General features: G+C 31.7%; 19 protein-coding genes. 15 read left to right on the top strand and 4 right to left on the bottom strand.

The genetic code is table 11. The features are described from left to right. The first annotated feature begins 29 nt into the window (after nucleotides 1-29). Genes Ollyesu_RS10665 through Ollyesu_RS10655 form a run of 3 tightly spaced genes read left to right on the top strand, consistent with a single transcriptional unit; the run spans nucleotide 30 to nucleotide 3,067 of the window. Complete coding sequence (locus Ollyesu_RS10665) at nucleotides 30-626, top strand: acyl carrier protein phosphodiesterase (RefSeq protein ID WP_279301206.1); 597 nt, start codon at nucleotides 30-32, stop codon at nucleotides 624-626. Further along, nucleotides 623-2,302 carry a gamma-glutamyltransferase gene (ggt, locus tag Ollyesu_RS10660; protein WP_279301205.1) on the top strand — a complete coding sequence of 560 codons (1,680 nt, stop codon included), beginning with the start codon at nucleotides 623-625 and terminating at the stop codon, nucleotides 2,300-2,302. Before Ollyesu_RS10665 ends, ggt begins: the two co-directional genes overlap by 4 nt. 51 nt (nucleotides 2,303-2,353) lie before the next feature. Further along, nucleotides 2,354-3,067, top strand: a complete 714-nt coding sequence (locus Ollyesu_RS10655; protein WP_279301204.1) for a hypothetical protein — start codon at nucleotides 2,354-2,356, stop codon at nucleotides 3,065-3,067. 1 nt (nucleotide 3,068) lies between these two features. Here Ollyesu_RS10655 and Ollyesu_RS10650 read toward each other — a convergent pair whose 3' ends face one another. After that, nucleotides 3,069-4,328 carry a hypothetical protein gene (locus Ollyesu_RS10650; RefSeq protein ID WP_279301203.1) on the bottom strand — a complete coding sequence of 420 codons (1,260 nt, stop codon included), beginning with the start codon at nucleotides 4,326-4,328 and terminating at the stop codon, nucleotides 3,069-3,071. Nucleotides 4,329-4,460: 132 nt separating this feature from the next. On the opposite strand from Ollyesu_RS10650, the gene uvrA reads away from it, so the two are divergent. From uvrA to Ollyesu_RS10620, 6 genes are all read left to right on the top strand, one after another. Then, the gene (gene uvrA, locus Ollyesu_RS10645; RefSeq protein WP_279301202.1) at nucleotides 4,461-7,304 is read left to right on the top strand and encodes an excinuclease ABC subunit UvrA; all 2,844 of its coding nucleotides are present in this window, start codon (nucleotides 4,461-4,463) and stop codon (nucleotides 7,302-7,304) included. 72 nt (nucleotides 7,305-7,376) lie between these two features. Beyond that, nucleotides 7,377-7,544, top strand: coding sequence for a lmo0937 family membrane protein (locus Ollyesu_RS10640; protein ID WP_279301201.1), 168 nt, complete (start codon nucleotides 7,377-7,379; stop codon nucleotides 7,542-7,544). Between the two features lie 145 nt (nucleotides 7,545-7,689). Then, on the top strand, nucleotides 7,690-8,379 hold the full coding sequence (locus Ollyesu_RS10635) for a TIGR00730 family Rossman fold protein (protein WP_279301200.1): 690 nt from the start codon (nucleotides 7,690-7,692) through the stop codon (nucleotides 8,377-8,379). Between the two features lie 9 nt (nucleotides 8,380-8,388). Continuing rightward, nucleotides 8,389-9,654, top strand: coding sequence for a T9SS type A sorting domain-containing protein (locus Ollyesu_RS10630; protein WP_279301199.1), 1,266 nt, complete (start codon nucleotides 8,389-8,391; stop codon nucleotides 9,652-9,654). Then, entirely contained in the window at nucleotides 9,651-12,482 is a 2,832-nt protein-coding gene (locus tag Ollyesu_RS10625; protein WP_279301198.1) for a metalloprotease, read from the top strand. The genes Ollyesu_RS10630 and Ollyesu_RS10625 overlap by 4 nt, the downstream gene beginning before the upstream one ends. Nucleotides 12,483-12,635: 153 nt before the next feature. Then, on the top strand, nucleotides 12,636-15,047 hold the full coding sequence (locus tag Ollyesu_RS10620; RefSeq protein ID WP_279301197.1) for an alpha-ketoacid dehydrogenase subunit alpha/beta: 2,412 nt from the start codon (nucleotides 12,636-12,638) through the stop codon (nucleotides 15,045-15,047). 73 nt (nucleotides 15,048-15,120) lie between these two features. Here Ollyesu_RS10620 and Ollyesu_RS10615 read toward each other — a convergent pair whose 3' ends face one another. After that, the gene (locus Ollyesu_RS10615) at nucleotides 15,121-15,951 is read right to left on the bottom strand and encodes an alpha/beta hydrolase (RefSeq protein WP_279301196.1); all 831 of its coding nucleotides are present in this window, start codon (nucleotides 15,949-15,951) and stop codon (nucleotides 15,121-15,123) included. Between the two features lie 155 nt (nucleotides 15,952-16,106). Here Ollyesu_RS10615 and Ollyesu_RS10610 point away from each other — a divergent pair, with 155 nt between their 5' ends. From Ollyesu_RS10610 to Ollyesu_RS10585, 6 genes are all read left to right on the top strand, one after another. Beyond that, nucleotides 16,107-17,279, top strand: a complete 1,173-nt coding sequence (locus Ollyesu_RS10610; protein ID WP_279301195.1) for a helix-turn-helix domain-containing protein — start codon at nucleotides 16,107-16,109, stop codon at nucleotides 17,277-17,279. 104 nt (nucleotides 17,280-17,383) lie between these two features. Then, nucleotides 17,384-17,872, top strand: a complete 489-nt coding sequence (locus Ollyesu_RS10605) for a DoxX family protein (protein ID WP_279301194.1) — start codon at nucleotides 17,384-17,386, stop codon at nucleotides 17,870-17,872. 5 nt (nucleotides 17,873-17,877) lie between these two features. Then, the gene (locus tag Ollyesu_RS10600; RefSeq protein WP_279301193.1) at nucleotides 17,878-18,378 is read left to right on the top strand and encodes a hypothetical protein; all 501 of its coding nucleotides are present in this window, start codon (nucleotides 17,878-17,880) and stop codon (nucleotides 18,376-18,378) included. Nucleotides 18,379-18,382: 4 nt separating this feature from the next. Continuing rightward, complete coding sequence (locus Ollyesu_RS10595) at nucleotides 18,383-18,772, top strand: hypothetical protein (protein ID WP_279301192.1); 390 nt, start codon at nucleotides 18,383-18,385, stop codon at nucleotides 18,770-18,772. Between the two features lie 71 nt (nucleotides 18,773-18,843). Continuing rightward, a complete protein-coding gene (locus Ollyesu_RS10590; protein WP_279301191.1) occupies nucleotides 18,844-19,101 on the top strand; it encodes a DUF202 domain-containing protein in 258 nt (85 codons plus the stop codon). Nucleotides 19,102-19,170: 69 nt separating this feature from the next. Then, a complete protein-coding gene (locus Ollyesu_RS10585) occupies nucleotides 19,171-19,641 on the top strand; it encodes a hypothetical protein (RefSeq protein WP_279301190.1) in 471 nt (156 codons plus the stop codon). 78 nt (nucleotides 19,642-19,719) lie between these two features. On the opposite strand, the gene Ollyesu_RS10580 is transcribed toward Ollyesu_RS10585, so the two are convergent. Together Ollyesu_RS10580 and Ollyesu_RS10575 are read right to left on the bottom strand one after the other, a co-directional pair. Further along, nucleotides 19,720-20,406: a DUF4145 domain-containing protein gene (locus tag Ollyesu_RS10580; RefSeq protein ID WP_279301189.1), complete on the bottom strand. Its 687-nt coding sequence runs from the start codon at nucleotides 20,404-20,406 to the stop codon at nucleotides 19,720-19,722. A 177-nt stretch (nucleotides 20,407-20,583) separates the two neighbouring features. Next, entirely contained in the window at nucleotides 20,584-21,144 is a 561-nt protein-coding gene (locus Ollyesu_RS10575) for a type 1 glutamine amidotransferase (RefSeq protein WP_279301188.1), read from the bottom strand. Between the last annotated feature and the right edge of the window lie 368 nt (nucleotides 21,145-21,512).

Here is a 21,512-nt window from a genome sequence, read left to right as displayed (position 1 = left end):
TACAGGTTAAAAATACATATATTTATGAGATGAATTTTCTAGCGCACATTTATCTTTCCAACAATAATAAAATGGTAACTATAGGCAACTTTATTGCAGATGGTATTAGAGGTAAAAAATATAAAGAATACCCTAAAGACATTCAGACTGGTATTTTACTTCATCGTCAGATAGATACGTTTACAGATGCGCATCCAACCGTTAGAAAAAGCACTAAACGATTACACAAAAATTATGGACACTACGCTGGAGTGATTGTAGATATTTTATACGACCATTTTTTAGCTAAAAACTGGGAGCAATATTCAGATATTCCTTTTGCAGAATATGTTGATGACTTCTATGATACTCTACAAGATAATTTTGAAATTTTGCCACCACGCATTCAAAAAATGCTACCACATATGTTAGCAGATAATTGGTTGTTAAGTTATGCTACAATAGAAGGCATAACAAAAGTGTTGGAAGGCATGAATAGACGCACTAAAAACCGTTCTCAAATGAATTTAGCTGTCAACGAATTGGAAACATTTTATAAAGAATTTGAAGCAGAATTCACCAGTTTTTTTAAAGAGTTAATTGAGTTTTCTAAAACTAAACTAGCCGAAATACAATTAAAACAATGAGACAGATAATATTCTTTTTTTTAATCTGTATGCTTTTTTACAGCTGTAAAAATGAAAAAGTAGTAGGTTTAGTCACAGACAATGCAATGGTTGTATCTGCACGTGAGGAAGCCTCCAAAATTGGTACAGACATTTTAAAACAAGGCGGTAATGTTTTTGATGCGATGATCGCAACAGATTTAGCATTAGCAGTCTGCTACCCTTATGCAGGTAATATTGGTGGTGGTGGCTTTATGGTATACCGCTTAAAAGATGGAAGCATTGGCGCATTAGATTATCGCGAAAAAGCACCAAAACTAGCAACCAAAGACATGTATTTAGACAGTTTAGGTAATGTTATTCCGGATTTAAGCACTAAAGGTGGATTAGCAGTTGGTGTACCTGGAACTATTGCTGGTTTGTTTGAAGTACACAAAACATTTGGAAGCTTACCCATAGAAATGATTATGGAACCTGTGATAGACCTAGCCAATCGTGGTTATGTGATCACAAAAAAAGACCAAGACGTATTAGACGAAAAACGTCAAGATTTTTTAGAGGTGAATACAAGCCCAATTTTATTTAGCAAAGAGTGGAAAGCAAAAGATACCATTAAACAACCCAACCTAGCCAATACATTAAAAGCGATAATGAAAGGTGGTCGTGATGCTTTTTACAAAGGGAATATGGCTGAAACTTTAGTAACATGTATTCAAGCAAATGGTGGTATTATAACGGTTGAAGATTTAGCCAATTATAAAGCTGTTTGGCGCACACCCATTACATTTAAATATGACGATTTAAATATTATATCCATGTCTCCACCTTCCAGTGGTGGCATTTGCTTAGCTCAAATTATGAAACAAATAGAACCGTTTCAATTGGATGAATTTGGACACAACTCGTTAAAATCTGTTCAAGTTATAACCGAAGCAGAACGTCGTGCTTATGCAGATAGAAGTTTCTATTTGGGTGATCCTGATTTTGTTAGTATTCCGCAAGAAGAATTAATAAGTATTGATTATTTAAGTAATAGAATGTCTAATTTTTCTTTTTATCAAGCTACTCCATCTACGGAAGTATCACACGGAAAAGTGGAAATTTTAGAAAGTAACGAGACCACACACTACTCTATTGTCGACCAATTTGGTAATGCTATTGCAGTAACTACAACACTAAATTCAGGTTTTGGTTCAAAATTATATAGTCAAGAATTAGGTTTCTTCCTTAATAACGAAATGGACGATTTTTCAAGTAAACCTGGCGTCCCTAATGTGTATGGACTCATCGGAGCAGAAGCTAATGCGATTCTATCTGAAAAACGTATGTTAAGCTCTATGACACCAACTATTGTAGAGAAAAAAGGTGAATTATATATGACTTTAGGAACACCAGGTGGTTCTACCATTATCACTTCTGTTTTACAAACTATACTCAATGTACATGAATATGATATGAGTATACAAGAAGCGGTAAACGCACCTAGGTTTCATCATCAGTGGTTACCAGATGAAATTAGAATGGAACCAAATTCGTTCTCGTCAGATTTAATACAAAAGCTCGAAGCTAAAGGCTACAAGATTAATCAAGAAAATGCTCCAGTTTTAGGTAAAGTGGACGGAATTTTAATTTTAGAAAACGGACAATTGGAAGGTGGAGCAGATCCAAGAGGAGATGATACTGCTATAGGTTTTTAGACCAAACAATTTAGGTGTGACAAATCCGTTTAAATGTTATAACTTTATACAATGAAATCTAAAAAAATCATAAAAATTATAGCTGGTGTCATTATTTTTTTGACTCTACCCAGTCTATTGTTTTTTGGTTTTGTGTATTTAAAGTACAATGAAGACTTACCTGTTGGCAGTCAACCTGAAAAAGCAGATATGTTAGCCCATAAAATGCTTATAGCTTTGAATGCTGATGCCTACGATGCTACCAATTATTTAGAATGGACGTTTAGACGAAAGCACCATTTTAAATGGAATAAAAAAGACAGCATTTGCGAAGTTAATTGGAGAGAATACAAAGTTGATTTAGACTTAAATAATCCTTCAAAAAGTGTAGCTTACATCCATAATTTTAGAATTGATAACGAAAAAAGTATAGAGTTGATTGATACTGCAACTAAATATTTTAATAACGACTCGTTTTGGCTAGTTGCCCCTTATAAAGTGTTTGATAAAGGCACCAAAAGACGTATTGTTAAACAAGATAATAAAGATGCTTTATTAGTCACATATACAAAAGGAGGTACTACTCCAGGCGACTCATATCTTTGGATTTTAGATGAGAATTACAAACCTACAAAATTCAAAATGTGGGTAGATATTTTACCTATAGGAGGCTTGGAAGCGTCTTGGAACAGTTGGAAAACTACCAAAAGTGGCGCACAACTCCCAACCCAGCATAAACTTCTGTTTTTTGGGTTACATATGGGTGATGTTAAAGGAAGAAATTAAATTAGTGATTTGCTAATAAGTTTTCTATAAAATCTATCCTTCCATTATCCGATCTTAGATCTTGGATACTAAAATGCAAATAGTTACTTGGTCTTGCATTTTTTGTGACTTTATAAATAAAATTATATTTAAATTCTTGATAAGTTATTACTAATACGATAAATCCGATGTCTGGACTTCCAGTATTTGAAGTGAAAAACTTTGGGAATTTATGTATATTAAAATCCTTAACAATATCAACATCTATTGATTTATAACCTTCTAAGCTTACTTTTTCTTTATATATACTATTATTCTTAATCAAAAAAACTTTTGATTCTAACCTAATTTCTAACTTAATACTACTATAACTTATTCTTTCCCATCCGATAGCTCTAAATAAATCATCATTAACTTCTTTATTAACTTTATTAAATTTTAATTTAGGTATTTTAACTTTTAAGTTAAAATATAAATTTGGGTCAAAATTCTTAAAAATAAGATTATGGTTTTTCGAACTAATGAAACCTCTTGCATCAAATAAAAATTTTTCATAATGACTTAAACTTCCAGACAATACATTAAAATAAAATTCCTTCTTATTCTCTGGGATTTGAATATTAATAAAATCAATTATATTGTTTAATTCATTAAATACTAATTTTACATCGTCATTAAGAGCGACTAATTCAATTGGGTCAATGTCAGAAACCCTAAGGTCATAAATTTTTTTTGATTTATGATATTTAGAATGCATCAAAAACAATTCATCCCAATCATAATATATTTGTTCAAGTAATTCATATCCAGAAACTATTTCTCTACTATTTCTAGTATACCTGAAATTTAAATTAAAAGGTTTAGTCTTTTTTGTCCTTAAACTTTCAACAATTCTCCGATGATTATCTAATAAATTAAAAAAAGTATCATCTAGTTGCTGATTTCTCATAATCTCAGCTTGAGTTTTAAACACTTTTCTTGACTCCATTAATTCATCTCTTGTTAGAGCTAAATCCTCTTGTTGATATTTAATTTCAATTTTTTGACCTAAAAAAGCAATATAAATAAAGAATAATCCTGACAAAGCCCAAAATGAACCTGCTACCCCTCCAACGAAATCTCCAACTTCATTTAATTTACCACTTTCGCTTTCCCAAAAATTATAGCCTAAATAAAGAACAACAAATCCTAATAAAACAAAAATCCAAGCAAAAAGATTAAAAATTTTAATTCTAATTTTTATTTTATTTATATCCTTTTCGAAGTCAATTTTTTCATTCATAAATCATATTTTAAAACTTAAATATAATCAAAGAATTAACAAAACTCTAAACTATACTTTTTCCATTTTAAAAAGCAAAATGCGTATCTTTGCAACTTTGCCTATTTTAGGACATAAAAGTGAAAAAATGCTATGACTAATTTTGAAGAAAACATAGAGGTTAAAGGTGCCAGAGCACATAACCTTAAAAATATTGATGTCACTATTCCACGTGAAAAACTAGTAGTTATTACTGGTTTATCAGGTAGTGGAAAATCGTCTTTAGCATTTGATACCATTTATGCTGAGGGACAACGACGTTACATAGAAACGTTTTCTGCTTATGCTAGGCAATTTTTAGGCGGTTTAGAACGTCCTGATGTGGATAAAATTGATGGATTATCTCCTGTCATCGCTATCGAACAAAAAACAACCAGTAAATCACCACGATCTACTGTAGGGACTATTACCGAGATTTATGACTTTTTGCGACTATTATATGCTAGAGCTAGTGATGCATACAGTTATAATACTGGCGAGAAAATGGTAAGTTATAGTGACGAACAAATCAAGCAGCTAATCACAGAAAGTTATAAAGGAAAACGCATTAATGTGTTGGCACCTGTTGTGCGTTCTAGAAAAGGTCATTACAGAGAATTGTTTGAGCAAATTGCTAAACAAGGCTTTGTTAAAGTCCGCACAGATGGTGAAATCAAAGATTTAGTGAAAGGCATGAAACTAGATCGATACAAAACACACGATATAGAAATTGTAATTGACAGATTAAAAATAGATGATGGTGTAGATAATGACAAGCGACTTACAGAAACCATCAATACAGCTATGTATCATGGTGATGATGTGTTAATGGTTATAGACCAAGACACACAAGAGGCACGTTATTTTAGTCGAAGTTTAATGTGTCCAAGTTCTGGAATTTCCTACCCGAATCCAGAACCTAATAACTTTTCATTTAATTCGCCAAAAGGGGCTTGTCCAAATTGTAATGGGATTGGTACTTTATATCAGGTTAACGAGAAAAAAATTATACCTGATGATTCTTTATCTATTAAAGCTGGTGCATTGGCACCTCATGGTCCAGAAAAAAAGAGTTGGATATTTAAACAGTTTGAAACTATTGCAGAACGTTATAAATTTAAACTTAGCGATCCTTTTAAATCTATTCCTGCAGAAGCAAAACAAGTTATTTTGTATGGCGGAAACGAGAAGTTTTCAGTTGAAAGTAAAACCTTAGGCATAACCAGAGATTACAAAATAGACTTTGAAGGTGTTGCCAATTTTATAGATAACCAATACAAAGCTGCTGATTCGACCTCACTAAAGCGTTGGGCAAAAGACTATATGGACAAAATTAAATGTCCTGTTTGTGAAGGGTCTAGATTAAGAAAAGAGTCGTTATACTTTAAAGTTAACGAAAAAAATATTGCAGAATTAGCTAATATGGATATTAGTGATTTAGCAGATTGGTTTAAAAAAGCCCAAAAACAATTATCCAATACACAGTTAAAAATTGCTGAAGAAATTATTAAAGAAATCAACGCTAGACTTCAGTTTTTATTAGATGTTGGTTTAGATTATTTATCTATTAATCGTAGTTCTAAATCGTTGTCTGGTGGTGAAGCACAGCGTATTAGACTAGCCACTCAAATTGGGTCTCAACTGGTAGGTGTACTGTATATCTTAGACGAGCCTAGTATTGGTTTACACCAACGTGATAACGAAAAACTAATTAATAGTTTAATCTCACTTCGTGACATTGGCAACTCTGTAATAGTTGTTGAGCATGATAAGGATATGATAGAGCGTGCAGACCATGTTATTGATATTGGTCCTTTCGCTGGTAAACATGGTGGAGAAATAATAAGCCAAGGTACACCAAAGCAATTATTAAAAGAAAACACTTTAACTGCAGCATACCTAAACGGAACGAAAGAAATTGAAATCCCAAAACAACGTCGTAAGGGTAATGGGCATTTTTTAGAGCTAAAAGGTTGCACAGGAAACAATTTAAAAAATGTGTCCGTAAAATTTCCTTTAGGAAAAATGATTGGTGTTACAGGCGTTTCTGGTAGTGGTAAATCAACATTAATTAACGAAACCCTCTATCCTATTCTAAACGCACATTATTTTAATGGCGTTAAAAGACCAATGCCATATAAAAGTATTAAAGGGTTAGAACATATTGATAAAGTCATCGATATAAACCAATCACCAATAGGTCGCACACCACGTAGTAATCCTGCGACTTACACTAAAACATTTGACGAAATTAGAAGCCTGTTTGCAAAAATACCAGAAGCCATGATACGTGGTTATAAACCAGGACGATTCAGCTTTAATGTAGCAGGAGGACGATGCGAAACCTGTAAAGGTGGTGGATTACGCGTTATTGAAATGAATTTTTTACCAGATGTTTACGTTGAATGTGAAACCTGTCAAGGTAAACGATTTAATCGTGAAACTTTAGAGATTCGTTACAAAGGAAAAAGTATTAGTGACGTGTTAAACATGACTATTAATGATGCTGTAGAATTTTTTGAAAACATTCCAAAGATTCATAAAAAACTTAAAACTATTAAAGATGTAGGTTTAGGTTATATTACTTTGGGGCAACAAAGTACTACACTTTCTGGTGGAGAAGCTCAACGTATAAAATTAGCAACCGAGTTAAGTAAACGCGATACTGGAAATACGTTTTATATTTTGGATGAACCCACAACAGGACTTCATTTTGAAGATATTAGAGTGTTAATGATAGTCTTAAACAAACTAGCAGATAAAGGAAATACAGTGTTGATTATAGAACACAATTTGGATGTTATTAAAACCGTAGACCACATTATTGACATTGGGTATGAAGGCGGTAAAGGTGGTGGACAAGTCGTTGTTGAAGGCACTCCAGAAGTGGTCGCAAAACACAATAAAAGTTACACTGCAAAGTTTTTAAACAAAGAACTTAGTGTAAGTGTTAAGTAATTAATATTGACTATATCTTACTATTTAAAATATATTGTTTAACTTTAGTGTCTAACCACTAAAACAAATATTATGAAAGGTATTCTTTGGCTAGTCGCTGTAATTTGTATCGTTTTATGGGTTCTTGGGTTCTTCAATATTATCGAAGGTATCGGAACTAGTAAACTTATTCACGTACTATTGGTAATTGCAGTTATTGTAATTTTATACAATATTATATCTGGTAGAAAACCACTCTAGGTGTAGCGTAGCATTAAAAACTTACCAAAAAAATTAAAAGACCAACAAAATGTTGGTCTTTTTTTGTTTAAATTTTATTAATAAACCAAAAAAATCTTATTTAAACCATTAAATTTGTTCGTTTAAAAATTATTAAAAACACTATATGAGAAAAGAACAACATCCAAAAGGTTGGAATGAGAAAAAAACAAACGATTCTTGGGCGATTTTTAAAATCATGGGAGAGTTTGTGAATGGCTTTGAAAAAATGAGTGCAATTGGACCTTCAGTTTCCATATTTGGATCTGCGCGTACAAAACCTGACCATAAATACTATAAGCTTGCAGTTGATGTTGCAGAAAAAATTGTAGAATCTGGTTACGGAGTTATTACAGGTGGTGGACCAGGAATTATGGAAGCTGGTAATAAAGGTGCACATTTAGCAGGTGGAACATCTGTTGGATTAAACATAGATTTACCTTTTGAACAACACGACAATCCATATATAGACTCTGATAAAAGTTTAGATTTTGACTACTTTTTTGTTAGAAAAGTGATGTTCGTTAAATATTCACAAGGATTTGTTGTAATGCCTGGAGGTTTTGGAACACTAGATGAATTATTTGAAGCCATCACATTAATTCAAACTAATAAAATAGAAAAATTTCCAATTATTTTAGTCGGTACGGACTTCTGGGAAGGCTTAATGGAATGGGTTAAAACAACACTTTTAGATAGTTTTGCAAATATTAGTGCAGGTGATTTAGACCTTATTCATTTAGTAGATACAGCAGATGAAGTCGTAGATATTTTAGACAGTTTCTACAAAGACTATGGATTAAGTCCAAACTTCTAAAAATTAGAAATGAAAAAGAAAATTTTATTTATAGTACTATTACTTAATTTTTCAGGTGTCTTAGCTCAAGACACCTTTAAAACTATGTTTTACAATTTGTTAAATTTTCCGCTTCAAGAACCAGCTAGCGCTCGTTTAAACGAGTTAGAAACTATATTAACAGACTTTAAACCAGATCTATTTATGGTCTGCGAACTTAATAATAGCTCTGGTGCTAATGGTATTTTAAGTATGATGCAACAAGCAATCAACACTAACTATCAAATGGCAAATTTTGTTTTAAATACTAGTGATGATAGTATTGGTAATCAAAACGATTTACAAAATCTTATTTACTATGATAGCTCAAAATTTACTCTAGAAAGTCAAACTGAAGTTAGTACCCTTTTTAGAGATTTTAATCATTATGTGTTAAAATTAAATACCGTTAATCAAATAACAAATCCAATACTATTAAACGTCATAGTATGTCACTTGAAAGCATCAAGTGGTACAAATAACCAACAATTGCGGTTACAAATGGCTCAAGATTTAACTAGTTATTTAAATGGGTTTTCTAATTCTGAATATTTTTTATTAGCTGGTGACTTTAACGTGTATACAAATTCAGAACCTGCATTTCAGGAATTTATTGACACTAATAACAACATTACTTTTATTGATCCTGCTAACAGGATGGGAAGCTGGCATAATAATTCTAATTATGTGGATGTATTTACTCAATCAACCAGAACATCGACAGGTTTAGGAGGTACAACAGGTGGTTTTGACGACCGTTTTGATTTTATAATGACTAGCACATCTCTTGAAAATAATGCAGAGCTTCAATTTGTACCAAATAGCTACCAAGTATTTGGAAATAACAGTAATCCTAATTGTTGGAATAGCGCGATTAATAGTATAGATTGCTCTGGAACTTTATTTTCTCAAGCCATAAGAGAATCGCTACACAATTTTAGCGATCATCTTCCCGTTACATTAACTATAGAGACTAACCAAAATTTTTTAAGCGTACCTGAAGTGTCATACGTTCAGCCTACTTTTGAAATTGTCGGTACAAATATGGTAAGTACAACCTTAGACATAACATTAAATAAACAACCAACTTTTACAACCAACATTAACATTTACAACACATTAGGTCAAATGGTGACTTCTATTTCTGTAAGCGATAAAACTATAACCGTAGATATTTCGTATTTATCTGAGGGAATATATTACATTTCGCTTCCTAATGTTAACGTTCAACCTTTAAAGTTTGTAAAAGTCAATTGAAATTAAATTATTCTATTTTATTATGTGTTTTGCTTTCTAGTATTTCGGCTTTAAGCCAAAATGATTTAGATATTACTGCTATTTTTAATACTGAAAAACACACTATAGATATTACGCAAACTATCCAGTATCAAAACAAGACTAACAAAACGTTAGATACTATTTATTTAAATGATTGGAGTCATAGCTATTCTTCTAAGACAACACCCTTAGCAGAACGTTTTGCGGACGAATTTAAAACCACATTTCATTTTGCTAAAAATGAAGACAGAGGATTTACAGCAATTACTAGTATAACACAATCCAATCAAAAGGTGTTTTTTGAACGTTTAGAATACCATCCAGACGTAATTAAAATAGCACTTAATACACCTTTAACACCTAATAGTTTTTACAACATTACATTAAATTATATAGTTCAAATCCCAAATAATAAGTTTACTAGATATGGTGTTACGGATGATGGAGACTATAATTTACGTTTCTGGTATATTACTCCTGCTGTGTTTGACGGAACTTGGCATTATTATAGCAATAAAGACTTGGAGGATTTATTTGTAGAACCAGCAGATATCAATTTAAAAGTCACATATCCTAATGGGTTTACACCTATTTCTGAATTAGATGTCGTTTCAAATAACACCATAGAAAGCAATACAACTACCACATTTAGTGGGAAAGACAGAATAAACACTAAATTCTCATTAGTTAAAAACAATGATTATAATACTGTTGAAACTGATTTTTTCAACATACAATCTAATATCGATACAGAGGATTTACCTCCTACAGAAATTGCTATTTCTACAGATAGAGTCGCTCAATTTATAACTAATAATTTAGGAGATTATCCTCATAAAAAAGTGCTGTTAACCTGGATAGATTACAGAAAAGATCCTATTTATGGTTTAAACCTATTACCTGATTTTATCAGACCATTCGAGGACACGTTTCAATATGAATTAAAACTACTTAAAACCACATTAAAAGTCTATTTAGAAAATACCCTTTTAATACACCCTAGAGAAGAGCAATGGTTATTGGATGGTATCCAGATTTATTATCTAATGAAATACGTTGACGAATTTTATCCTAACCAAAAAATATTAGGAAAATTAGCCAATGTTTGGGGAGTTAGAGCGTTTCATGCAGCAGATTTAAATTTTAACGATCAGTATCCTTTTTTATACATGCATATGGCACGTACTAATATTGATCAACCACTAGCAATGCCTAAAGATTCGCTATTAAAATTCAATAAAAATATCTCTAGCAAATATAAAGCTGCAGTTGGCCTAAATTATTTGAATGATTATGTAGGCGATTCTATTGTATACAATTCAATTGGCGATTATGTTAAACAATCCAAATTAAAAAGAAGCACACCAGAGGATTTTAAGTATTTGGTACAATCAAAAACCGATAAAGATTTGTCTTGGTTTTTTAATGATTATGTGAATACCAGTAAAAAAATTGATTTTAAAATTAAAAATATCAAAAAAACTGAAGATTCTATAACTGTAACCCTAAAAAACTTAAGACATACTAAAATGCCTATTTCTTTATTTACTTTAGAGAATGATAGCATAACCTCCAAACAATGGATAGAAGGGTTTGATGGTACTAAAACAGTCACTATTGCAAACAAGGAAGTGGACCAATTAGCATTGAATTATGACTATGTGGTTCCAGAATTCAACCAAAGAAACAATTACAAAAAATTAAATGGATTTTTCTTAACCAACAAACCATTACAATTTAGGTTGTTTAAAGATATAGAAGATCCAAATTATAATCAGGTCTTTTTTATGCCAGAATTTGAGTATAACTTTTACGATGGACTATCACCAGGATTAAAGTTGTATAACAAAACCTTATTAAGCAAACGCTTTTTATATAAAGTAAGTCCAAAATTTGGATTTAAAAGTAAGCAAATAGTTGGTAGTGCTTCATTGGTTTACAACGCAAGACCCGAAAATTCTGATAATTTTAGAACACGATACGGTTTGTCTGGTAACTACTATAACTATGCGCCAAATTTAACGTATTCGTCTTTCACACCATTTATTGATTTTAATTTCAGAAATCATAAAGATTTAAGAGACAACAAACGTAAATACCTATCATTTAGATACGTTAATATCAACAGAGAGGTTGATCCTACAGGAGAGTTTGAAACTGAAGGTGAACCTAAATATTCGGTATTTAATGCAAAGTTTGGTATTGTAGACAATAATTTAAAAGAGTTTTCATCTTTATTTACAGATTTACAACTAGCACAAAATTTCGGAAAAGTATCTGCTACGCTTGAATTTAGGAATTTAAACGAACGAAATAAACAATTCAATTTAAGAGTATTTTCAGGGTTATTTCTTTATAATGATACTTATCAAGATTCTGACTTTTTTAGTTTTGCACTAGATAGACCAACAGATTATTTGTTTGACTACAACTACTTAGGACGTAGTGAGCAAACTGGACTGTTAAGTCAACAAATAATCATTGCAGAAGGAGGTTTTAAATCAAAATTAACGCAACCCTTTGCTAATCAGTGGATGACAACCGTTAATACCAGCGCAACTTTATGGAGATATATCATGCTTTATGGTGATGCTGGAATTATAAAAAATCAAAACTTTAGTCCAGAGTTTGTTTACGACACTGGAATACGACTTAATTTAGTAGAAGATTATTTTGAATTATACTTCCCATTATATTCTAATTTAGGTTGGGAAATTGGACAACCTAATTATGATGAAAAAATAAGGTTTATTGTAACCCTTTCTCCTAAAACATTATTAGGCTTGTTTACAAGACGTTGGTATTAATAAATTCTTAACAAAAATCAATTTAAACACTATTATTTGATTTTTTTACAATTAAATCAAGGTTTTAATACGATTTTATTAATTTTTTAAGGTTTTTTCATCTTGTAGAATCGACAATTTATGTGTAAATTTGCATCAATAAATTCCTTAAATATGCAAACAAAAGCTAACACCAAAAAAGACTTATCTTTTGAAGATTTTAAATCTGAGGTACTTAACGACTATAAAACTGCAGTAACTAGTCGTGAATGTAGCTTGCTAGGTCGTCGAGAGGTGTTAACTGGTAAAGCAAAATTTGGAATTTTTGGAGACGGTAAAGAAGTCCCTCAATTAGCTATGGCTAAGGCTTTTAGAGATGGTGATTTTAGATCTGGTTATTACAGAGACCAAACCTTTATGATGGCTATTGGCGAATTGACCATTGAACAGTTTTTTGCTGGTTTATATGCCAATACAGACTTAGTACAAGAGCCTATGTCTGCTGGTCGACAAATGGGTGGTCACTTTGCCACACATAGTTTAGATGAACATGGTCAATGGAAAAATTTAACTAAACAGAAAAACTCAAGCTCAGACATCTCTCCTACAGCTGGACAAATGCCAAGACTATTGGGTTTAGCACAAGCTTCTAAAATATACAGACACGTTAAAGGGATTGACACTACAAATTTTTCCGTAAACGGAAATGAAGTGGCTTGGGGAACAATAGGTAATGCTAGTACAAGCGAAGGATTATTTTTTGAAACCATTAATGCTGCAGGAGTATTACAAGTTCCTATGGTAATAAGTGTTTGGGATGACGAGTATGGTATTTCTGTACATGCAAGACACCAAACCACAAAAGAAAATATTTCTGAAATTCTTAAAGGATTTCAACGTGATAAAAACAACAAAGGTTATGAGATTCTTCGCGTAAAAGGTTGGGATTATGCCAACTTAATAGCGACTTATGAAGAAGCTTCAAAAATAGCAAGAGAAGAGCATGTACCAGTTTTGATTCATGTTAACGAATTAACTCAACCTCAAGGACACTCGACTTCCGGATCGCATGAACGTTACAAAGACAAAGATCGTTTAAATTGGGAAGCAGAAAATGATTGTAACTTAAAAATGCGTCATTGGTTAATAGACAATGGTATTGCTACAGATGAAGAGTTACAAACTATCGAGAAAGATATAAAAAAACAAGTTAGAGAAGCTAAAAAAACAGCCTGGAACAACTTTTTAAAACCGTCTTTGTTAGAAAAAGAAGAATTGATTTCTATTCTTAAAAGTGTTGCGCAATCAAGCCCAAATAAAGTCTTTATTGAAAAAATTATTAACGACTTATCTGAAATTAAAGAACCTAATCGTAAAGATGCTATTTCTTATGCTAGAAAAGTACTGCGTTATGTTATTACAGATCAGTCGCCAGCTAAACAACAGCTTCTTAATTGGATTGAATCCTTTTTTGCAAAAGTTCAACCATTATATAGTTCTGATTTATATAGTGATAATGACAATGCAGCCATACACATAAAAGAGGTCAAACCAACTTATAATGCAAATGCAGAACAGGTTGATGGACGCGTGGTATTAAGAGATAATTTCGATTATATTTTTAATAAGTATCCTGAAGCTTTAGTATTTGGTGAAGATGCAGGTAATATTGGTGATGTCAACCAAGGGTTAGAAGGCTTACAAGAAAAGTATGGCGAGTTACGAGTGGCAGATGCAGGCATAAGGGAAGCTACCATTTTAGGTCAAGGTATAGGCATGGCTATGAGAGGCTTACGTCCTATAGCTGAAATACAATACTTAGATTACATTATGTACGCGCTTCAAATTATAAGCGATGACTTGGCAACTTTACGTTACAGAACTAAAGGTCGTCAAAAAGCACCTTTAATAGTACGTACACGAGGACATAGATTAGAAGGCATTTGGCATTCTGGATCGCAAATGGGTGGTGTGTTAAATTTAGTAAGAGGTATTCATGTCTTAGTTCCAAGAAATATGACTAAGGCTGCTGGATTTTACAATACTTTATTAGAAAGTGATGAGCCTGCACTAATTGTCGAGTGTTTAAACGGTTACCGTCTAAAAGAAACTTTACCATCCAATATCGGAGAATTTAAAACACCTATTGGTGTGGTAGAAACCGTTAAAGAAGGTACAGATATCACGTTAGTGTCTTATGGTTCTACATTAAGAATTGTACAACAAGCTGTTAAAGAATTAGCTGAAGTTGGTATTGACGCTGAAGTAATTGATGTCCAATCCTTGCTACCTTTTGATTTAAACCACGACATCGTAAAAAGTGTAACCAAAACAAATCGTCTAATGGTAATTGATGAAGATGTACCAGGAGGTGCTTCAGCCTATATTTTAGATGAAATTTTAAACACGCAAAACGCGTTTCAATATTTAGATAGTCAACCTAAAACGTTAGCTGCGCAACCACATAGACCAGCTTATGGTACAGATGGTGATTATTTTTCAAAACCATCTATAGAGGATGTTTTTGAAGCTGTTTATGCAGTTATGCATGAGGCTAACCCAACTCATTTTCCAAAATTACGTTAGATAGATATTATATATAATAAAAAAGCGCATCCAAACTCAAATTTAAATGCGCTTTGTTATTTAGAGCAATAGACTATTCATTTAAAAAATCTATCAAAATTTTATTAAACTCGTCTTTGTGTGTGATGTTTAATCCATGAGGTCCATCTTTGATTACCTTAAAAGTATTATTTTCTATACCTTTTGCTGCTTGATTAGCAGAAGTTTCTATTGGTACTGTTCCATCTGCATCACCATGAACAATTAAAGTTGGTACATTAACATTTTTTAATTCGTCTCTAAAATCTGTATGCATCCAAGCTTTAGCAGCTTCAATAGTACCTCTAGGTGACGCGTGAGATGCTACTATAAAATCGTAATCTAATTGTGCTTGACTAACTTTATCTTTATTGTCTTCAAAATTATAAAACCCTTTAGAAAATTCTTTTAAAAAACCAACACGATCATTTTCTAGTGCATTCTTAATATCCATTAAAGCACTTTCTGGCACGCCTGAGGGATTATCGTCTTTTTGTTTTACTAAAGGAATAATACTACTTATTAATGCAGCTTTAGCAATGTTTTCTGTTCCGTAATCGGTACAATATCGTACCACTTCTCCTCCTCCCATAGAAAAGCCTACAATAATTACATTTTCGAGTTGTAATTGATTAATGATTTCATTTAAATCACTTGCTAATGAGGAATAATCATAGCCATCCCATGGTGATGAGCTAATTCCAAATCCGCGTCTGTCATAAGAGATACATCTGTAACCAGATTCTACTATTTTCCAAACTTGGTGTTCCCAAGATTTTCTACTTAAAGGCCAACCGTGTATTAAAATTACTGGTTGTCCTTGTCCATAATCTTCATAAAAAATGTCTACAGATACTTTTTTGTTTTTGTTTGTAATAAAAGGCATAAATTTAGTTTTTGGTTATGCTGTAAATTACAATTTCAAAGGTAAACCCTCTGTTAAATCACACTTAAAGTAATACTAAGACAAAGTTAAATTGTTAAAAAATTGTAGTTTTCTTTAATTATCATAACTTAGATGTAATAATATAAAAATATCCAGTGTTTCCAGATTTTAACAGATACAGTTTACCATTACTAATTTTGGTTATCCAAGGATTAATTTTCGCAGTACTTTTATTTTCTAGGTATTTAAAAAAGCGTAATCTATCCGATTTGTTTTTGGCACTAATTTTATGTCTAACTAGTTACAGTCAGACGTGCTACACTATAGGTTTTATGGGTTGGTATGATAGTTTTAGAACGACAAAAATCAACTACTTTTTAATTAATATTGGTATTGCTTTAGCGCCTTTAATTTACTTATATGTAAAATCTATAACTACTTCAAATTTTAAATTTAAAAAAGTGTATTGGTGGCATTTTGCATTTGCATTAGCTTTTGTCATGTATCGCTTTGTAATTTTTACTTACGACGCATTACAACCTGGATTTAACGAGACACAAAATGGCTACCTAAAAATTAATCTTGATGAAGCTATTGTATTACCAACCATGAGTTTTATTACTGCTCCATTTATCCTCTTGTATTTAGCATTTACTTTTCAGTTATTTTATAACTATCGTAAGCGCATTATCCAATATTTTTCTAATACCTATAAGTTAGAGTTAAGTTGGATTTTATCGTTTTTAGTCTTGTTTAGCTTATCATTTTTATATGGAACAATTCAAGATGCTATAGGGTCTTTTGTAATAGATCTTGACTATAATCAACGCTGGTGGCTTAACTTGTTTGTAGCGGTTATAACATTATATGTTGGTATTAAAGGTTATTTTACAGATACTACAAAGCTAAATAAACTAGACTTTAGCTTTTCGCCAAAAATTGTAGGTATACCAGAAGAAACCTCTAATAACCCGATTAAGAGTTTTTCTGAAGATCAAGTAATTGCTATCAAACAATTTATGGAGACCGAAAAACCTTACCTGAATCCTGATTTAAATCTATCTGATTTGGCTAAACAAGTTGATTTAACTCGAGCTCAGTTATCAGAAATTATCAATTCTGCTTTTAATAAAAATTTTAATGACTTTGTTAATAATTATCGTGTCGAAGCATTTAAAGATATGCTAAAAGCAGGTAAACAAAAACAACTCTCACTGCTTGGTATAGCACAAGAATGTGGCTTTAATAGCAAAGCCACTTTTAATCGTGTATTTAAAAAATTAACTAACCACTCGCCTACCCAATACTTACAATCTCAGATAGATTAAGACGTCTCAAATCGTATTTAAGACCCAGAAATACGTTATAAGTCGTCCATATAAACATAATGCTAGACATTTGTTTCATCAAACCGAAATAAATAAACAGCATTATGACAATAATTTTAAAAAAGACAATCACACCTATTTTGCAAAAGCATTGGTTTGCAGATTTAATTTTTGCGTGTATTCGTTTTTTCTCTGGTATGGCTTTAGCTTTATATTTTGGAGCTGGAAAATTCGGAATGCCTTGGACACCAAAAGAGCAACATCTAAACCTATTTGAAGTAGCTGCTTGGTTTCCTGATGACGTTACAGAATATGGTGGAATTTTTGCTATGGCTCCAATATTTTTTGCTTGGATGGGAGCGTTTAGCGAAGCAGTAGGCGGAATTTTATTTGCGTTTGGTTTAAAAACTAGACTAACTTCCTTTTTAATAATCTGTACAATGCTTGTAGCCGCTTTTCTTCAAAAATTTGATCAAGGACTTTGGAATATGTTACCAGCTATTAGCTTTTTATGGGTAGCTATTTACAATCTATACTTTGGATCTGGTCGATTTGGACTAGATTACTTAATTAGTAAAACTTTTAAATCTTAAATATTATGACACTTACAAAAACAATCTTAGCATTAATAATTAGCACCATCACGTTTTCTGCAACAAGTGTAGCACAAACAAAAGTCTCTATGTCTGACTTTGAAATACTACATGATACCAATTGGGAAGGCCAATTAATGTATGTTAATTATAGAGATGGAAAAGAAGTTGTATTAAAGACGACTCTTAGAATTACTATTAAAGGAGATAAAATAATGATGAGTACTCAATATAATAACGAGCCTGAAGCAAATACTAAAAGTACCATTAAGCTTAAGAAAAAAGGCACATATTTGGGTAATGAGAAAATAATAGAAAAAACAACTTTAGAAGATGGTACCATTAAGTTAGTTACTGTTTATCAAGGTAAAGATGATAATAGAGATGCAACAATTAGCAAAACATACTTGTTTGATGGCAATCATTTTTCTGTAACAAAAGAAGTCACCTTTGAGGATACCAAAGAAAAACTGATAAGAAACAAATACACATATACTAAACTGTAAACTAATGAAAACTATAAAATATATAATCAGCCTAATTGCAATTATAGTAATTAGTACAAGCTGTGTACAAGAAAAACACCTAAAAACTATGACCTTTAAAGTGAATATGCGTGGAATAGACAACGTTACAAACGTTGGTGTTAGAGGACAGTTTACAACACCGTCTTGGAAAACAACCTACTATTTAAAAGATGATGATAACGATAGTATTTATGAAGGAACTATTACAAGAGAAGCTGCACAATCTGGTTTTGCGTTTAAATTTGTAAACCAAGATTCTGTTTACGAGTTACAAGATCAAAAAAATAGATTCTTAAAACTTCAATACAAACCAGAACATATAGTTTACGAAGCCACATTCAACAATCCAGACCATAAACAAACTAGTTTATAATAAAATAACAATACTATGAAGCACTTAGAAATAAGTGCTTTTTTTATACCTTTAAGTTCTATAATATTATTATGCCAGAACAAAACGATTTAACTACCAGAGATTGGCTAGCTATAGAGCGCACCAAACTAGCAAACGAACGGACTTTTTTAGCCTATTTTAGAACCTTTTTAGTCATTTTAGGTACAGGAATAACCATATTAAAAATAGAACTTTTTGAAGACCTCAAAACCTTTGGTATTGTATTAATTATAATTGCACCAATAATTTTAGTCATTGGTGTTTTTAGGTTGTTTATAGTAAAACGTACTATTAAAAAACATTACTAATTCCTGCTTTCGCAGGAATGTCAAACAAAAAAAGTTCCGCCTACGCGGAAATGAAAAAAGAGTTTTTCAATGAAAGCAGTATCTGTAGTCACCATACGTAAAGAGTTAAAACACAAGTCTAACGAGGAGTTAGCACAACTGTGCTTACGCTTATCTAGATTTAAAAAAGAAAACAAAGAACTACTCACCTATTTACTATTTGAAGCCGACAGTGAAGCTGGTTATATAGAGACCGTTAAAGCAGAAATTGACGAACAATTTGAACAGATTAACACAGACAGCTTTTTTTACATTAAAAAAAGTGTGCGTAAGATATTACGAAACACCAAAAAGTACATTAGATACTCGCTTAATAAAGAAACTGAAGTCGAACTGCTTCTCTACTTTTGTAAAAAGCTAAAAGCTATGAAACCTTCTATTTCTAGAAACACGACACTAACCAATTTATACAACAGAAATATTGAAGCCATTACTAAAAAAATATTGGCTTTGCATGAAGATTTACAGTACGATTATACTTTGGAGTTGGAGGAGATGTAGTTATTAGCACGCGTTACAAACGAGCGTTAGCTTGTGCTAAAATAATTAGATTACATAATTAATTATAATAGTATAGCATTATTTTTTTATTTTCATTGGAGGTTTTCCTATTTTCTCTAATTTTATATTAAGTTCATCTCTTCTCCTTTTTAGTTTTAATGGTTGAATAAAAATAAAATCGAAAAGTGCTTCTATAACTTCAATTAGCCATTCTGCTTCTCCCATTTCTACAGGTACAATTTCACCAGTATTCTTATTTTTTGTTGGATGGGCTGCTAGGTTTCCAATATTTCTAATTGCATCAACTGCATCAGTTAAATGTGAAGGAATTCCATCTAACGTTATAAATTTTTTGATTTCTAGAGCTAAATTATTTTCTTTAATTTTGAATTTGTCCCTAAGAATACTTTGCAAAAGTCTTCTACTTAAAGCAGCAGATGCTTTAGGACTTGCTGAAAGTACTTTGATAGCCTCTTGGTAATCTTCTATGTATTCTTTTGGAATATCATTTGAGTTATCAAAACTACTTTTCCTAGGATAAATGAGTTTTTCAGATCTAACGGGATTGACCTTATGCTCACCTGATCCCGGATAAAAATCCAACCTACCTTTTTGTAGGTATATAACAAGCTTTTCACAATTAGTGCAGGCGCCATATTTTATTCCTTTCCCAATTCTTTTTATTTCATCAATTTCGAATGCAAATGATGAATACCAATCATTTTTAACAGCTGTAGAACAATGGGGACATATCATATTTTCCATTTTTAAATTTAGTACTTATATATTTTGAGTGTTTTTAATACCCTCCACACTTAAACGTAATGCAAGTTAAATCATTAACATCTCAAAACCAACCGTTTAAATTACTGACTTATTAACAGTTGTCAACAAAAAAAGCCAACCTTACGGTTGGCTTTTCAAATTCAATCTATGTATTAATTATGCAGTTTGCATCTCGTGTTTTCCTTCGTAGACTTCTTCTATTAGTTTGGCGTTAAATGCTGGTAAATCGTTTGGATTACGACTGGTTACTAAGCCTTCGTCTACCACTACTTCACTGTCTTCCCATTTTGCGCCTGCATTGACTAAATCTCTTTTTATAGAGTTGTAAGAGGTTACTTTACGTCCTTGTAAGACATCTGCTTCTGCCAATAACCATGGTGCGTGGCAAATTGCTGCTACTGGTTTTTTGCTAGCAAAAAACGATTTTACAAATCGTACGGCATCATCATTACGTCTTAAGGTATCTGGATTAATCACTCCTCCTGGTAATACTAATGCATTATAGTCTGTTTGTGATACCTCATGTATTGTTTTATCTACATTGTAGTCGTTGCTCCAATTTCCGTCTTTCCATCCTTTAATGGTTCCAGAATTTTCAGACACAATGTGTACTTCGGCTCCAGCCTCTTGAAACGCATTCATTGGTTCTTTTAATTCGCTTTCTTCAAATCCATTGGTTGCTAAAATGGCAACTTTCTTTCCGTTTAAATTTTTCATAGTTTATGTTTTGGTTTTAATTGTTAATAATTCGATTCATCACTAAGATACCGTAAATACTAGGGTTTCACGAATTTTAAACCAGGTTTAACTTGGATTTAATAGGATGTGTTAAAGGATATAGCTGTAATGTTAAAAGCTGGATATAACGTTAAAAAAATTAAGAACTATAAACAAAATATTCACCTTAAAATACCTACAAATAGTGATTAAAAGACTATTAGTGTTTACTATTCTTTGAATAACTTTAATAGTTAAAATCTATTATAGTATAAATTTATACTATATTTGTTTTATATAATTATTAATTATGGAAATAGAAATAAATTATTTTAAAAATGAATGTAATCTAAGGTTTGAAAATAGAT

Origin of the sequence: Olleya sp. YS (genome assembly GCF_029760915.1) — a bacterium.
Classification (GTDB): Bacteria; Bacteroidota; Bacteroidia; order Flavobacteriales; family Flavobacteriaceae; genus Olleya.
Note: the sequence above shows the minus strand (reverse complement) of the source record. Positions and strands in the feature narration are given on the sequence as shown.

Bases quoted from the DNA above. Each gene is read 5' to 3' on its own strand.
- Ollyesu_RS10650 (WP_279301203.1), bottom strand. From the start codon at position 4,328: ATGAATGAAAAAATTGACTTCGAAAAGGATATAAATAAAATAAAAATT.
- Ollyesu_RS10640 (WP_279301201.1), top strand. From the start codon at position 7,377: ATGAAAGGTATTCTTTGGCTAGTCGCTGTAATTTGTATCGTTTTATGG.
- Ollyesu_RS10590 (WP_279301191.1), top strand. From the start codon at position 18,844: ATGCCAGAACAAAACGATTTAACTACCAGAGATTGGCTAGCTATAGAG.
- Ollyesu_RS10600 (WP_279301193.1), top strand. From the start codon at position 17,878: ATGACACTTACAAAAACAATCTTAGCATTAATAATTAGCACCATCACG.
- Ollyesu_RS10580 (WP_279301189.1), bottom strand. From the start codon at position 20,406: ATGGAAAATATGATATGTCCCCATTGTTCTACAGCTGTTAAAAATGAT.
- Ollyesu_RS10585 (WP_279301190.1), top strand. From the start codon at position 19,171: ATGAAAGCAGTATCTGTAGTCACCATACGTAAAGAGTTAAAACACAAG.
- Ollyesu_RS10655 (WP_279301204.1), top strand. From the start codon at position 2,354: ATGAAATCTAAAAAAATCATAAAAATTATAGCTGGTGTCATTATTTTT.
- Ollyesu_RS10665 (WP_279301206.1), top strand. From the start codon at position 30: ATGAATTTTCTAGCGCACATTTATCTTTCCAACAATAATAAAATGGTA.
- Ollyesu_RS10605 (WP_279301194.1), top strand. From the start codon at position 17,384: ATGACAATAATTTTAAAAAAGACAATCACACCTATTTTGCAAAAGCAT.
- Ollyesu_RS10615 (WP_279301196.1), bottom strand. From the start codon at position 15,951: ATGCCTTTTATTACAAACAAAAACAAAAAAGTATCTGTAGACATTTTT.
- Ollyesu_RS10630 (WP_279301199.1), top strand. From the start codon at position 8,389: ATGAAAAAGAAAATTTTATTTATAGTACTATTACTTAATTTTTCAGGT.
- uvrA (WP_279301202.1), top strand. From the start codon at position 4,461: ATGACTAATTTTGAAGAAAACATAGAGGTTAAAGGTGCCAGAGCACAT.
- ggt (WP_279301205.1), top strand. From the start codon at position 623: ATGAGACAGATAATATTCTTTTTTTTAATCTGTATGCTTTTTTACAGC.
- Ollyesu_RS10595 (WP_279301192.1), top strand. From the start codon at position 18,383: ATGAAAACTATAAAATATATAATCAGCCTAATTGCAATTATAGTAATT.
- Ollyesu_RS10575 (WP_279301188.1), bottom strand. From the start codon at position 21,144: ATGAAAAATTTAAACGGAAAGAAAGTTGCCATTTTAGCAACCAATGGA.
- Ollyesu_RS10620 (WP_279301197.1), top strand. From the start codon at position 12,636: ATGCAAACAAAAGCTAACACCAAAAAAGACTTATCTTTTGAAGATTTT.
- Ollyesu_RS10635 (WP_279301200.1), top strand. From the start codon at position 7,690: ATGAGAAAAGAACAACATCCAAAAGGTTGGAATGAGAAAAAAACAAAC.